General features: G+C 63.8%; 13 protein-coding genes. 10 read left to right on the top strand and 3 right to left on the bottom strand.

From position 1 onward, the window contains the following. Nucleotides 1–238 precede the first annotated feature (238 nt). From ribH to X751_RS162840, 8 genes are all read left to right on the top strand, one after another. Nucleotides 239–733 (top strand): 6,7-dimethyl-8-ribityllumazine synthase, encoded by a 495-nt coding sequence (gene ribH / locus X751_RS162805; RefSeq protein WP_023693260.1) that lies wholly within the window; start codon nucleotides 239–241, stop codon nucleotides 731–733. Continuing rightward, nucleotides 730–1,230 carry a transcription antitermination factor NusB gene (nusB, locus tag X751_RS162810; protein WP_023682390.1) on the top strand — a complete coding sequence of 167 codons (501 nt, stop codon included), beginning with the start codon at nucleotides 730–732 and terminating at the stop codon, nucleotides 1,228–1,230. The genes ribH and nusB overlap by 4 nt, the downstream gene beginning before the upstream one ends. After that, entirely contained in the window at nucleotides 1,227–2,444 is a 1,218-nt protein-coding gene (locus tag X751_RS162815) for an MFS transporter (protein ID WP_023743617.1), read from the top strand. Before nusB ends, X751_RS162815 begins: the two co-directional genes overlap by 4 nt. Nucleotides 2,445–2,622: 178 nt before the next feature. Then, nucleotides 2,623–3,534 (top strand): ABC transporter substrate-binding protein, encoded by a 912-nt coding sequence (locus tag X751_RS162820; RefSeq protein WP_023689505.1) that lies wholly within the window; start codon nucleotides 2,623–2,625, stop codon nucleotides 3,532–3,534. Between the two features lie 316 nt (nucleotides 3,535–3,850). Then, nucleotides 3,851–5,014 carry an ABC transporter permease gene (locus X751_RS162825; protein ID WP_023743616.1) on the top strand — a complete coding sequence of 388 codons (1,164 nt, stop codon included), beginning with the start codon at nucleotides 3,851–3,853 and terminating at the stop codon, nucleotides 5,012–5,014. After that, the gene (locus X751_RS162830) at nucleotides 5,011–5,949 is read left to right on the top strand and encodes an ABC transporter ATP-binding protein (RefSeq protein WP_023697448.1); all 939 of its coding nucleotides are present in this window, start codon (nucleotides 5,011–5,013) and stop codon (nucleotides 5,947–5,949) included. The genes X751_RS162825 and X751_RS162830 overlap by 4 nt, the downstream gene beginning before the upstream one ends. Continuing rightward, on the top strand, nucleotides 5,946–6,713 hold the full coding sequence (locus tag X751_RS162835) for an ABC transporter permease (protein WP_023743615.1): 768 nt from the start codon (nucleotides 5,946–5,948) through the stop codon (nucleotides 6,711–6,713). Before X751_RS162830 ends, X751_RS162835 begins: the two co-directional genes overlap by 4 nt. 261 nt (nucleotides 6,714–6,974) lie before the next feature. After that, nucleotides 6,975–9,116, top strand: coding sequence for a sodium-translocating pyrophosphatase (locus tag X751_RS162840; RefSeq protein WP_023689501.1), 2,142 nt, complete (start codon nucleotides 6,975–6,977; stop codon nucleotides 9,114–9,116). Nucleotides 9,117–9,193: 77 nt separating this feature from the next. Here the strand turns inward: X751_RS162840 and X751_RS162845 are convergent, their stop codons facing one another. Both X751_RS162845 and X751_RS162850 read right to left on the bottom strand, forming a co-directional pair. Continuing rightward, nucleotides 9,194–10,192: a glycosyltransferase family 2 protein gene (locus tag X751_RS162845; RefSeq protein WP_023743614.1), complete on the bottom strand. Its 999-nt coding sequence runs from the start codon at nucleotides 10,190–10,192 to the stop codon at nucleotides 9,194–9,196. A 1-nt stretch (nucleotide 10,193) separates the two neighbouring features. After that, nucleotides 10,194–10,739, bottom strand: a complete 546-nt coding sequence (locus tag X751_RS162850) for a dTDP-4-dehydrorhamnose 3,5-epimerase family protein (RefSeq protein ID WP_245265717.1) — start codon at nucleotides 10,737–10,739, stop codon at nucleotides 10,194–10,196. Between the two features lie 301 nt (nucleotides 10,740–11,040). On the opposite strand from X751_RS162850, the gene X751_RS162855 reads away from it, so the two are divergent. Together X751_RS162855 and X751_RS162860 are read left to right on the top strand one after the other, a co-directional pair. Further along, a complete protein-coding gene (locus X751_RS162855; protein WP_023743613.1) occupies nucleotides 11,041–11,502 on the top strand; it encodes a DUF1772 domain-containing protein in 462 nt (153 codons plus the stop codon). A gap of 75 nt (nucleotides 11,503–11,577) precedes the next feature. Next, nucleotides 11,578–12,135 (top strand): hypothetical protein, encoded by a 558-nt coding sequence (locus X751_RS162860; RefSeq protein ID WP_023743612.1) that lies wholly within the window; start codon nucleotides 11,578–11,580, stop codon nucleotides 12,133–12,135. Between the two features lie 43 nt (nucleotides 12,136–12,178). On the opposite strand, the gene X751_RS162865 is transcribed toward X751_RS162860, so the two are convergent. Further along, on the bottom strand, nucleotides 12,179–13,093 hold the full coding sequence (locus X751_RS162865) for a LysR substrate-binding domain-containing protein (RefSeq protein ID WP_023730859.1): 915 nt from the start codon (nucleotides 13,091–13,093) through the stop codon (nucleotides 12,179–12,181). Nucleotides 13,094–13,434: the final 341 nt, after the last annotated feature.

The following is a 13,434-nucleotide window of genomic DNA, read 5'->3' as shown; positions in this document are numbered from 1 at the left end:
CGCAAGACTCACAATCGAACAGAAAAAGCGGCTTACGCGCGAAGCAATGGCCGATGTAGACGCGGGTCGTTTAGTGGATCACGAAGCTGTTCTCGTCTGGGCTGAAAGCCTCTGCAGCGAGTGCCCGCTACCGACGCCCAGCCCAAAGACGCGCTAGGCTAGGCTTCGCCTCCAGCAATCTTCCGCTTGCGATCAAACCGGCTTCGGCCTAAGTCACCGGCTACCCCCGGAGACATTCATGGCAGGCACATCCCAACACGGCAAAGCGTTCATTCGCCCGAAGAAGAAGGCCCACCTTCTGATTATCGAGGCGCGCTTTCATGACGATCTTGCCGACGCGCTACTCGACGGCGCGACGAGCGCGCTCGACGAAGCCGGCGCGACCTATGACGTCGTCACCGTTCCCGGTTCGCTGGAAATTCCAGCAGTGATCACTTTTGCGCTCGACGGAATGGGCGAGGGCGGCAAGGACTATGATGGTTTTGTCGCGCTCGGCACCATCATTCGTGGCGACACTTATCATTTCGACATCGTCGCCAATGAATCGAGCCGCGCGCTGATGGATCTCTCGGTGCAGGAAGCGATTGCGATCGGCAACGGCATCCTGACCACCGAGAACGACGCGCAGGCCTGGACGCGCGCCAAGCGCTCGGAGGGCGACAAGGGCGGCTTTGCCGCGCGCGCGGCGCTGACCATGATCGCGCTCAAGGAGAAGCTGGGAGCGCAATCGTGAGCGAACCCGCTTCGCCCGGCCAGCCCGCGATACGCCACGCCAACAAGCGTGGCGCCGCCCGTCTGGCCGCCGTGCAGGCGCTTTACCAGATGGACGTGGCCGGCAGCGGCGTCTTCGAGATCACCGCCGAATACGAGGCGTTCCGGCTCGGCAAGGAAGTCGACGGCGCGCTTTATCGCGAGGCCGACGCGCAGTGGTTCCGCGCCATCCTGGCCGGCGTCGTCGAGAACCAGACGACCATCGATCCGATCATACGCCAGGCGCTGACCGAAGACTGGCCGCTGTCCAGACTCGATTCGACGTTGCGCGCCATCCTGCGCGCTGGCGTCTACGAACTGATGAAGCGCGACGACGTGCCGGTGGCCGTCATCGTTTCGGAATATGTCGACATCGCCAAGGCCTTCTACGAGGAAGACGAGCCGAAGCTGACCAACGCCGTGCTCGACCGTGTGTCGCGCCGGGTGCGGGGCGAGGGGCGCGGCAAGGACGCATTGTGACCGGCACCGTCGCCGGCGCAGCAAGGGAAGCGCGCCGCACGGCGATCATCCTGGCGACGTCGCAGGCGATTATCGGTTCGGCCGCGCCGATTGCCATTTCCATGGGCGGGCTGGCCGGGCAATATCTGCTTGGCCCCGATAAGTCGCTGGCAACGGCGCCAATCACCGGCTTCAACATCGGCGTGGCGCTCGGCGCGTTGCCGGCCGCGGCCATCATCCGTTGGCTCGGCCAGCGCGGCGGTTTTATGACCGGCACCATCGTCACCGCGCTTGGCGGCGTCATCTCCACGTTGGCTCTGTTCCACGCCAGCTTCTGGCTGTTCGCTTTCGCGCTGCTGGTGATCGGCGTCGGCGGCGCCTTCGTCCAGCAGTTCCGCTTCGCCGCCGCCGATAATGCTCCGCCCGAATTCAAGGCGCGCGCCATTTCCTTCGTGCTGGCCGGCGGCGTCATCACCGCGATCCTCGGGCCGCAGATCGTCATCTTCACCCGCGAATTGCTGGCGCCGGTGATGTTTGCCGGCTCGTTCGTGGCCATTCCGGTTCTGGCGGCGGCCGGCGCCATCATCCTGTCATTCCTGCGCATCCCGGCCAAGGCTCCCGGCCACGCTGAAGTCGCGTCAAGCGACGCCCGGCCGCTGTCCGAGATCGTCACCCGGCCGCGTTTCGTCGCGGCACTGTTTTGCGCCGTCGGCAGCTATGCGCTGATGAGTTTCGTCATGACTGGCGCGCCGCTGGCCATGGTCGGCTGCGGCCTGTCGACGGACGACTCCACGCTCGGCATTTCCTGGCATGTGATGGCGATGTTTGCGCCGAGCTTCTTCACCGGATCGCTGATCCATCGCTTCGGCGCCGAACGCATCGTCGCAACCGGCCTGGTCCTGCTCATCGGCTGCGCCGCGGTGGCATTGTCCGGCCTGCATTTGTGGCAGTTCTGGACGGCGCTGATCCTGCTTGGCCTCGGCTGGAATTTTGCCTTCATCGGCGCCACCTCCATGGTCGCCGACAGCTACCATCCGTCCGAAAAGAGCAAGGTGCAGGGCTTCCACGACTTCGTCCTGTTCGGCTCCGTCGCCTTCGCCTCGCTAATGTCGGGCGCCATCTACAATGCGTGGGGCTGGGAGATGCTGAACTGGCTGGTTTTCCCGGTCGTCGCCCTCTGCTTCGTCGCCCTTGGCGCGCTCAAACTGACCGGATCGCGCAAAGCCCGCGCCTGATCCGGTTCTATCTTTGGCTTGGCACGACGTGTCAGCATGGCGGCGGCCGAAATCGCGGCGACCGCACAAAATTATTGCGTCTGTACCCATTGTTATGAAACCGTGTGCCCCGACGGGGCGTTGAAGCCATGCTCATATGCGGCCACCGCATTTCGGTCCAAAGCAAGGGGTTTTCACAATGTTTTCAGTCAAGATTCTGGCCGGCGCGGCGTTGGCGCTCGGCATCACGGCCGCCTCCGCCAATGCCCAGGTGGTCGTCTCCTCGAAGATCGACACCGAGGGCGGCGTGCTCGGCAACATCATCCAGCTTGTGCTCAACGCCAACAACATCAAGACCACCGACCGCATCCAGCTCGGCGGCACGCCGGTGGTACGCAAGGCGATCACTGCCGGCGAGATCGACATTTATCCCGAGTACACCGGCAATGCCGCTTTCTTCTTCGAGAAGGCCGACGATCCGGTCTGGAAGGATGCCGCCAAGGCCTATGAGACCGCCAAGAAGCTCGACTATGATGCCAACAAGATCGTCTGGCTGTCGCCGTCACCGGCCAACAACACCTGGGCGATCGCGCTGCGCAAGGAGGTTGCCGAGACCAACAAGCTGGCGACCCTGACCGACTTCGGCAAATATGTCGCCGGTGGCGGCACGGTGGTTTTGGCGGCCTCAGCCGAGTTCGTCAATTCGGCGGCAGCCCTGCCGGCGTTCCAGACCACTTACGGCTTCACGCTGAAGCCCGAGCAGTTGATCACGCTTTCGGGCGGCGACACCGCCGCGACGATCGGTGCTGCCGCCAACCAGACCAACGGCGCCAACGCCGCCATGGTCTACGGCACCGACGGCGGCATCGCGCCGTCCGGCCTGGTCGTGCTCGCCGACGACAAGGGCGTGCAGCCGGTCTACCAGCCGGCGCCGATCATCCGCGAAGCGGTGCTGAAAGAGCATCCGGAGATCGAGACGCTGTTGAAGCCGGTGTTCGCCAAGCTCGACCTCGTCACGCTGCAGGAACTCAACGGCCGCGTCCAGGTCGGCGGCGAGCCGGTCAAGGGTGTCGCCGAGGACTTTTTGAAGAAGAACGGGTTTTTGAAGTAGTCAGCGCATAGCTGATCGTGACGCTGGTGCGAGACACCCCTCTCTGGAAGCTGCTGATCTCCCCCCTTGCGGGGGAGATGTCCGGCAGGACAGAGGGGGGTGCTGTCCCGCCGACCTCACAACCGGTAGCAGGTGCGTGCCTCGACAGGGTTGCTTCTGAACAAGCCGACGCTCGAAAGCTGGCGATCCTTCACACCCCCCTCTGGCCTGCCGGCCATCTCCCCCGCAAGGGGGGAGATCGGATTTCGCGTCGGCTTTCGCCGATCACCGGCGTAGTCTGCGCAACGTGGAAAATCGCTCCTCATGAGGGGCATCCATGACCCTGCGTTTCGACAAGCTCGGCATGGTTATCGCGGCGATCGTTGCCTATGCGGCGTTTCTGGCTCCGTTCGCCACCTTCCGCGCCAATCGTATCGTTCCCGGTCAGGCGCGCTCGATCCTGGAGGCGCTGCCGGCCACAGTCGGGCCGCTACTGCTGGCGATCGTCGTCGTGGCCGCAATTGTTGCCTTGCTGAAAACCCCGCTTGTCCTGCGCCTGGCCGCAAGCGTCGTGGCGCTCGCCGCCCTTGCCATCCTGATCGGTGTCGCCGGCACCTTCCTGATGCCGGCCGGCAACACCTTCGCCCGCATCTCGCCGGCTTCCGGGTTCTGGCTGTTGATCTTTGCCTTCACATTGTTGCTCGCCGACGTGCTGACCAGGCTCAACCTGTCGCCAGCGGCCCGCGTCGGCGTGCTCGTCGTCGCGGCGCTGGCCATCGGCTTGTTGCTGATATCGGGGCAGTGGGACAGCCTGTCGATCCTCAAGGAATATGCAAACCGCGCCGATAGTTTCTGGGCCGAAGGCTCCAAGCACATCACACTGGCGCTGGGGTCGCTGGCGGCGGCGGTGATCGTCGGCCTGCCGCTCGGCATTCTATGCCATCGCGTCGAACGGTTGCGCGCCGGTGTGCTCAACGTGCTCAACATCGTCCAGACCATACCCTCGATCGCGCTGTTCGGCCTGCTGATCGCGCCGCTCGGCTGGGTCGCCACCCATGTTCCGGGTGCCGCAGCGCTCGGTATCAGAGGCATCGGCACCGCGCCCGCCTTCGTTGCCTTGTTCCTCTATTCGCTGCTGCCGGTGGTGGCCAACACCGTGGTCGGGCTTGCCGGCGTACCCCGCGCGGCCAATGATGCAGCGCGCGGCATGGGCATGACCGATGGCCAGCGCCTGTTCGGCGTCGAGTTTCCGTTGGCCTTTCCGGTGATCCTCACCGGCATCCGCATCGTGCTGGTGCAGAACATCGGCCTGGCCACCATCGCAGCACTCATCGGCGGCGGCGGCTTCGGTGTGTTTGTGTTTCAGGGCGTTGGCCAGACGGCGATGGACCTGGTGCTGCTGGGCGCCGTGCCGACGGTGGCGCTGGCTTTTGCCGCGGCCATCATCCTCGACGCAGTAATCGAGATGACCGCCACCAGGCGCAGGGTTGAAACGGCATGATCGAGATCGAAGGCATTACCAAGCGCTATGACGCGACGACCGTGGTCAACGACGTGTCCATGGTCGTCGAGCCGCGCACGGTTTGCGTCATTGTCGGTACCTCCGGTTCCGGCAAGACGACGCTGCTGCGAATGATCAACCGGCTGGTCGAGCCGACCGCCGGCGTCATCAAGCTCGACGGCAACGACAACCGCTCGCTGCCCGGCTACGAACTGCGCCGCAGCATCGGCTACGCCATCCAGGGCCACGGCCTGTTCCCGCACCGCACCGTTGCGCAGAACATCGCCACCGTGCCGGTCCTGCTGGGCTGGGACAAGGACCGCATCAAGGCCCGCGTCGATGAGTTGATGACACTCTACCAGCTCGACCCCGAGGCTTATGGCCCGCGCTACCCGCACGAACTGTCCGGCGGGCAACAGCAGCGTGTCGGCGTCGCCCGCGCGCTCGCCGCCGAGCCCAATGTGCTTCTGATGGACGAGCCGTTCGGCGCACTCGACCCGATCATCCGCACCAAGGCGCAGGAGGACCTGCTGGCAATCCAGAAGCGCTTCGGTACCACCATCATCCTCGTCACCCACGACATGGAGGAGGCGGTCCACATGGGCGACAAGATCGCCGTCATGGATGCCGGAAAGCTGGTGCAATACGCCAAGCCGGAAGAGATCCTGGCGCGGCCGGCGAACGCCTTCGTCGAAACCCTGGTCGGCGCCAGCGAAAAGCCGTTCCGGCTCTTGTCGCTCGGCCGCGTGCGCGAGGCCGTGGAAAAGGGGTCTGCCGAAGGCGAGGCGATCCCAGGCGACGCCAGCCAGCGCGACGCGCTGGCCGAGCTTCTGTGGTCGGGCCGGCCCGCGCTGCCGGTCAAGGGCGAAGACGGCAAGCCGCTCGGCCGCGTCACCGTCGACGGGCTGGTGAAGCGCGCGGCGAGGCCGGCATGAAAGGGGCCGGTCTAAAAGCCTGGCTGCCTTCGCTGCTCAGGCTTGCACTGGTGGTGCTTCTCATAGCCTTCGTCACCAATCCCGGCTGGTTCGAGCCGCTGTTGAAGCCGCTGACCGAAAACAATGCGCCGGCGATCTACAATCAGGGCAGCCTGCTGACGCTGACCCTGCTGCATCTCAGGACCGTGCTGATCGCTACCGCCGCCGCAACCATCGTTGCCGTGGCGCTTGCCATCCTGGTGACCAGGCCGGCGGGCGCCGAATTCCTGCCGCTGTCGCGCAGCTTGGTGAACATCGGCCAGACCTTTCCGCCGGTGGCGGTGCTGGCGCTGGCGGTGCCCGCCGTGGGTTTCGGCGAGAAGCCGACGCTGATTGCGCTGTTTCTCTACGGCCTGCTGCCGATCTTCGAGAACGCGCTGACCGGCCTCACGACGCTGCCGGGCAACATCATGGAGGCCGCGCGCGGCGCCGGCATGACCGGCTGGCAAAGGCTGATCAAGGTTGAATTGCCGCTGAGTGCGCCGATCATTCTGGGCGGCATAAGGCTGTCGGTGGTGATCAGCCTGGCCACGGCGACGATCGGTTCGACGGTTGCCGCCAAGACGCTGGGCGAGGTGATCATCGCCGGCCTGCTGTCCAACAATCTCGCCTTCGTCCTGCAAGGCGGCCTGATCGTCGCTGCCCTTGCCGTACTGATCTATGACGGACTGTCGGCCATCGAGCGCTACACCGCGCGCAAGATGGGGCAGGAGACTGGCGACTGACCTTCGTTGGACTGCGGGCAAAGCATTGACTGACGCGGCGTCATTTCAACCGATCTAATAGCAGGGCATCGGCGACGGGAATGTTCTGGCCTAAACTTTTGGCGGAAAGCGGGGCAAAAAACCGAACAATATCTTGACGTTCCGAGCCCTGTTTCGCATACACCGCTGCGAAGGACGGATTCCGCCTAGGCTTTATCCGCTCCCCGCACCAACGGCCCAGGGAGGGGTTCTTTTGGGCCATCAATCGAGGAAAATTTGGCAATGACCATCATTTCTGCCGTCATCGCCTGCGGCTTGCTTTCAATCCTTTACGCCATCTGGGCGACACGATCGGTTCTTGCAGCCGATCAGGGCAATGCACGCATGCAGGAAATCTCCGCCGCCATCCGCGAAGGCGCGCAGGCCTATCTGGCGCGCCAGTACACCACCATCGCCATCGTCGGCGTGGTCGTGCTCGTGCTCGCCTGGTGGCTGCTTTCGATCACCGCCGCGGTCGGCTTCCTGATCGGCGCCGTGCTTTCGGGCGCCGCCGGTTTCATCGGCATGCACGTCTCGGTGCGCGCCAATGTGCGCACCGCGCAGGCGGCGTCCAACAGCCTCGCCGCCGGTCTCGACATCGCCTTCAAGTCGGGCGCCATCACCGGTATGCTGGTGGCTGGCCTGGCGCTGCTCGGCGTGTCGATTTACTACTATATTCTGACCGGCCCGATGGGCCTGCAGCCCAATGACCGCATCGTCATCGATGCGCTGGTTTCGCTCGGCTTCGGCGCTTCGCTGATCTCGATCTTCGCCCGTCTGGGCGGCGGCATCTTCACCAAGGGCGCCGACGTCGGCGGCGATCTCGTGGGCAAGGTCGAAGCCGGTATTCCCGAAGACGATCCGCGCAACCCGGCCACCATCGCCGACAATGTCGGCGATAATGTCGGTGATTGCGCCGGCATGGCCGCCGACCTCTTCGAGACCTATGCGGTGACCGTCGTTGCCACCATGGTGCTGGCTGCCATCTTCTTCGGCGGAACCGCCGCTCTGGGTGCGGCGATGCTCTATCCGCTCGCGATCTGCGGTGCCTGCATCCTGACCTCGATCGTCGGCACCTTCTTCGTCAAGCTCGGTTCCAACGGCTCGATCATGGGCGCCCTCTACAAAGGCCTGATCGTCACCGGCCTGCTGTCGATCGTCGGTCTCGGCGTCGCTACCTCGGCAACTGTCGGCTGGGGCGAGGTCGGCACCGTCGCCGGCATGACAATCATCGGCAAGAACCTGTTCATCTGCGGCCTGATCGGTCTCGTTGTGACCGGTCTCATCGTGGTGATCACCGAATACTATACCGGCACCAACAAGCGCCCGGTGAACTCCATCGCCCAGGCCTCGGTGACCGGTCACGGCACCAACGTCATCCAGGGACTTGCGGTGTCGCTCGAATCGACCGCACTGCCGGCAATCGTCATCGTCGGCGGCATCATCTCGACCTACCAGCTCGCCGGCCTGTTCGGCACGGCGATCGCGGTCACCACCATGCTCGGCCTTGCCGGCATGATCGTCGCCCTCGACGCCTTCGGCCCGGTCACCGACAATGCCGGCGGCATTGCCGAAATGGCCGGCCTGCCCAAGGAAGTGCGCCACTCCACCGACGCGCTCGACGCGGTCGGCAACACCACCAAGGCGGTGACCAAGGGCTATGCCATCGGTTCGGCCGGCCTCGGCGCGCTGGTGCTGTTTGCGGCCTATTCGAACGATTTGAAGTTCTTTGCCGCCAATGGCGACAAATATCCGTACTTCCAGGGCATGGGCGATGTCTCCTTCGACCTCTCCAATCCCTACGTCGTCGCCGGCCTGATCTTCGGCGGTCTGATCCCGTATCTGTTCGGCGGCATCGCCATGACGGCCGTCGGCCGTGCGGCCGGCGCCATCGTCGAGGAAGTGCGCAAGCAGTTCCGCGAGGATCCGGGCATCATGGCCGGCACCTCCAAGCCAAACTATGCGCGCGCCGTCGACCTTCTGACCAAGGCGGCGATCCGGGAAATGATCATCCCCTCGCTGCTGCCGGTGCTGGCGCCGCTCGTCGTCTATTTCGGCGTGCAGCTGATCTCGGGCTCCAAGGCGTCCGCCTTTGCGGCGCTCGGCGCCTCGTTGCTCGGCGTCATCGTCAACGGCCTGTTCGTCGCCATCTCGATGACTTCGGGCGGCGGCGCCTGGGACAATGCCAAGAAGTCGTTCGAGGACGGTTTTGTCGACAAGGACGGCGTCAAGCACCTCAAGGGGTCCGAAGCGCACAAGGCTTCGGTCACCGGCGACACGGTTGGCGACCCCTACAAGGACACCGCCGGCCCGGCGGTCAACCCGGCAATCAAGATCACCAACATCGTGGCGCTTCTGCTGCTGGCCGTGCTCGCGCACGGCTAAGTCAACGCCACTGCTTCAGGAACAAACCCGCGGGAGCGATCCCGCGGGTTTTTGTTTGAGATTTACGCTGGTGGCAGTCAACCCTCATCCGGCTCGGTGCCGGCATCGCCGCGCTTGCTGTAGCGATCGAGCAATTCGCTCACGCTAGGTTCGCGCTCAGGCATCGGCGCCAGGCCACGCAGGCGCCGCAGCTTGGCAAGGAAGGCGCCTCGCTTATACTTGCGGCGGAAGGCGCGGGCGCGGGGATGGATGCCAAGAGCCGCCATCAGCCTGCGCCTGAGATAACTCGATGCCGCCAGGCGAATGGGTTCGCCCGCGCAGCCAAGGATTTTCACGCGCAAGGCGTCCGGCGTCTGCATGGCATCCAGAAGATCCTTCTGTTCCTGCGCATTGTCGCCGAGATAGGAACCCTTGCGTATGCCGGAATGCAACTTGATCACCGTGAGGTGCGGCATCGTCGCGATCACCGCGCCCTTTCGCCATGCCCGAAACAGCCAGTCCTGCGAGCTTTCGCAAAAGCACTGGCTGGCGGGTCGCCAAGGTCCGAGCAGGCTGAACGAAGCGCGGCGAAACATGTGTGCCGAGCCAAATCCTTCCGTCGTGACGGGGTCGTAAAAACCATCCTTGCCGATCCCGAAGATCGAATTGACAGGATTGCCGGCCGCCGACGGCGGCTGGATGACGGCGCCGCGCGCCAGCACCACGTGGGCGCCCGAGGCGTCGATCCAGCCGGTCATCGCCGCCAAATGGTCGGGAAACCACAGATCGTCGTGGTTGAGCAAGGCGACGAAGCGGCCACGCGCCCTGACAAAGCCGATATTGTTGGGACCGGACTGTTCGCCGAAATTGACAGGAAGATCGATGTAGACGATGCGGGCATCGTCAAATTCAGCGACAACGGCCGCCGTATCCGGCCTGCAACCGTCGCCGATGACCAAGGCTTCCCAGTCTTGCAACGTCTGGCGCATGACGCTGGTCAATGCCTGCCGCAGTGCTGCCGGCCGGTTGTGCGTCGCGATCACGATCGAAACCAGCGGTTCGCCGCCGGCCTGATCGCGCTGCGCCGATGCTTCCACGCTACACCAGTCTGTAGGGAATGTGGTCGGTGTCTGGCGGCAGGCGCCAATGGTCGGGCTGATCGTAGGCATAGGCCTTGTCGACGAGGTTGAGCAGCACCGCCGTCTCCGCTCCGAGCGAAACAACACCGTGCCATATTCCGGGTGGAATGATGACGACCGCCGGGCGCAACGGGCCGATAATCTTGTGCCAGACGGCGCCGAAGGTCGGCGAGGCCTTGCGTCCGTCAAACAGCGAAATGCGAACGCTGCCGACGCAGCAGAACAGCCGGTCGGTCGTCACCGCATGGGCATGCCAGCCCGTCACCGCGCCGGGATACAAGGTGCGTTGGAAGACCTGGCCGACCGGCTCCGAATCGAGCTCCCACTCCTCGCGAAAGATCTCGGTCAGATAGCCGGTGGAGGTTGCGACCGGCCTGATCTCCTTGACCCTCACGCCATCGATCGTCACCGGCTCGATGGGCATCCAGTCAGGCGTGACCACTTGGCTGTCAGCCGTTCCGGTCGCCATCCAACCTGTCGGTTTTGTCCGGGTTTTTTCCGGCACGGATGCTCCTCCCAATTCAGCGTGATGCTCCATTGGCCAGCACGGTCTGATACGAATTTGACCGGTCGCTGGCAAGTACGCGTCAAGGTTTGCTGATAGGTTTCGACCTCACGGCACTTGATGTTTCCGACGCAATCGGAGGGCCGCATTGCCCAAAACATCGTTCCATCCTACCCAAGCCCGGACCGTCCGCCTGCTTTAATACCCCGGCCATTGGCCAGGACATTGCAATAGGCGCGGTGTCGGGCTCGCCTCTGCGGCGATTTTGGCCAGGGAAACGACATTCGGGCAGGGAAAAGACATGGACATTTTCTTGATGGCGGCTTCGCTTGCGCTGGCTGGAATTATTGCCGGCATCTACGTGTCGGGCGTAATCCACGATTTTCGCATCGATGATCTTACCGCCGGCCAGTACATGGCCATGCATCAGATGCGCGACCGGACGTTTACCCGGGTGATGCCGTTCGTCAGGCTGACGACGCTGGTGCTGATCGCGGCGATGGCGATGTTTGCGGTCGATGCCGGCCTGCCGCGCATCCTGACCATCGTCGCCGCGGCGCTGGTGGTGCTCGACATTGGCTTCACCGTCAGCCGTCAGGTGCCGCTCAACAAACAGGTGCAGAGCTGGACGCCGGTGACCATCCCCGATGATTGGGCGCAGACGCGCGACAGCTGGGCGGCCAACCACAATTTGCGCCTTGTGCTTGGACTGGCCGAATACGCCTGCCTGTTTGCCGCGGTCATCCTGACGCTCAGCCGGTGATTCAGTTTTTGCGGAACGCCGCGGCATGGGTCGGCACTTCTGCCGGCCGCCGCCGTTGAAAACAGGAGTATTGCCATGCTGCATCACGCTTCATTCAACGCCCGCGATCCGCAGGCCGTCGCCAGCGTCCTTGCCGAAATGCTTGTCGCCACCGCGGTTCGTGCGCCGTCGCCGCCATTTCCTGAGGGCGCGTGGTTTGTCTGCCTCGGCGACGATTTCGGCTCGCTGATCGAAATCCTGCCGTGCGGCACGGTTCTGGACCAGCAAGCGCCGCTCGGCATCGGCTTCGACCCGAACATGCGCCTGCGCTCCGGCTCGCATGTGCTGCTCAGCACGCCCAATTCGACCGAAACCATCCAGGGCATTGCCGCCCGCATGGGCTGGCATAGCGGGCTGATCGATGCCCGCCTGTTCAAGGTGCTCAAGGTCTGGGTCGAGGACGAAACCCTGGTCGAATTCCTGACGCCCGAGATCGCACCGCTGTACCGCGCGACATTCGCCTGGGGCGGCATGGCGACACTCGACGCCAAGCTGCGCGAGCTGGAGAGCCAGATGGCGGCAGCGCTTGCCGCCAAGGCGGCGAACCAGTCGGGCCGCAAGGATGAGCAACTGGCCGATACGATGAGTCCGTGAGCCCCGACGCCTTCCGATGAGAGCTCCTGGACGGCCGCCGAGGTCAACCGTCGCCGGTGTTGTCGCCGGCTTCCGCCTTCAGCCAGTTGATGAACGATCTGGCAGGCTCCCAGGCGGAGATGGACGGGTGGACGACGACGTAGTGGTTCCAGTTCGTCGGTATGTCCGTCGTCAGGAGGCGGACGAGCCTGCCGGTGCGCAAATCGCTCTCGACCAGCGACTTCCTCGCGATGGCGACGCCCAGACCGCTCGCCGCCGCTTCGACCGCCAACAAGGTGCCATTCAGATTCATGCCGTCGCCAACCGTATCCAGCGGCAGATTGTTTCTCTCGAACCAGTGGCGCCAATTGGCGCCACTCTCGTCATTTTCGGCCGTCGTGTCGAGGATGCGGAACAGTCGCAGCACATCGTGCTGGTCTCTGACCGGGCCGTTGGCGGCGAGATAGTCGGGACTGACGACAGGAAAGATCGCATCTGCCATCAGCCATTCGGTCTCGACGGCCGGATAGTGTCCGCCGCCGAAGCGCAATGCGATGTCGACTGTTCGCTGCGAAAGGTCGACGACTGCAAGATCCGCATTGATGTCGATCTCTGTTTCGGGATGCTTTTTGCGAAACCTGTGCAGACGCGGGGCCAGCCAGCGCACGGCATGCGAAGGAATGGCGGTGACCCTCAGCCTCGTGCGCTCGTTGCGCGCGACACTGGCGATCGTGCTCTGGATTTCCAGCAGTGCGCGTCGCACGCCCGCGGACAATCTTTCGCCTTCAAGCGTGAGTTCGACGCGGCGGACATGGCGGGTGAACAGAAGCACGCCGAGATCGGCTTCGAGATCGGCGATGCGGTGGCTGAGCGCGCTTGGCGTAACATTCAGCTCATCGCCGGCGCGCTTGAAGCTGCCCAGCCGGGCAATGACCTCGAAAGCACGAATGGATTCCAGTTGTGGAAGCCGTCTTGTCATTTGCCGTTACCCGATCCCGCCATGGGTTCCTTAGCATGAATGAACAAAGCTCATCCATAGCTTCGTAAATAGTCTTTTGTCCAAGTGCGCAAATCATTGTAGCCATCCACTGCCCCCCGATTGCCGCCGTCGAATGAGAGGCCGTTCATGGAACGAGCCTCGACTACGAACGACAGTGAAATGAAGACAATCGCTTGGGAGTACCCCATGACTATTCGACCCCCCGAGTTTGCGCATGCGCGCTTTTCGACCGCCATGTGGCCGCGAGCGGAATGGCGAAACGTCTATTGCGACCTGTTGCGCCGGATGGTGACCGACATGGATTTTAACGTCACGGAGGA

It is taken from the genome of Mesorhizobium sp. LNJC394B00 (assembly GCF_000502555.1).
Taxonomy (GTDB): domain Bacteria; phylum Pseudomonadota; class Alphaproteobacteria; order Rhizobiales; family Rhizobiaceae; genus Mesorhizobium.
The sequence above is the reverse complement of the archived record's forward strand: the minus strand, read 5'-3'. Positions and strand labels throughout refer to the sequence as shown.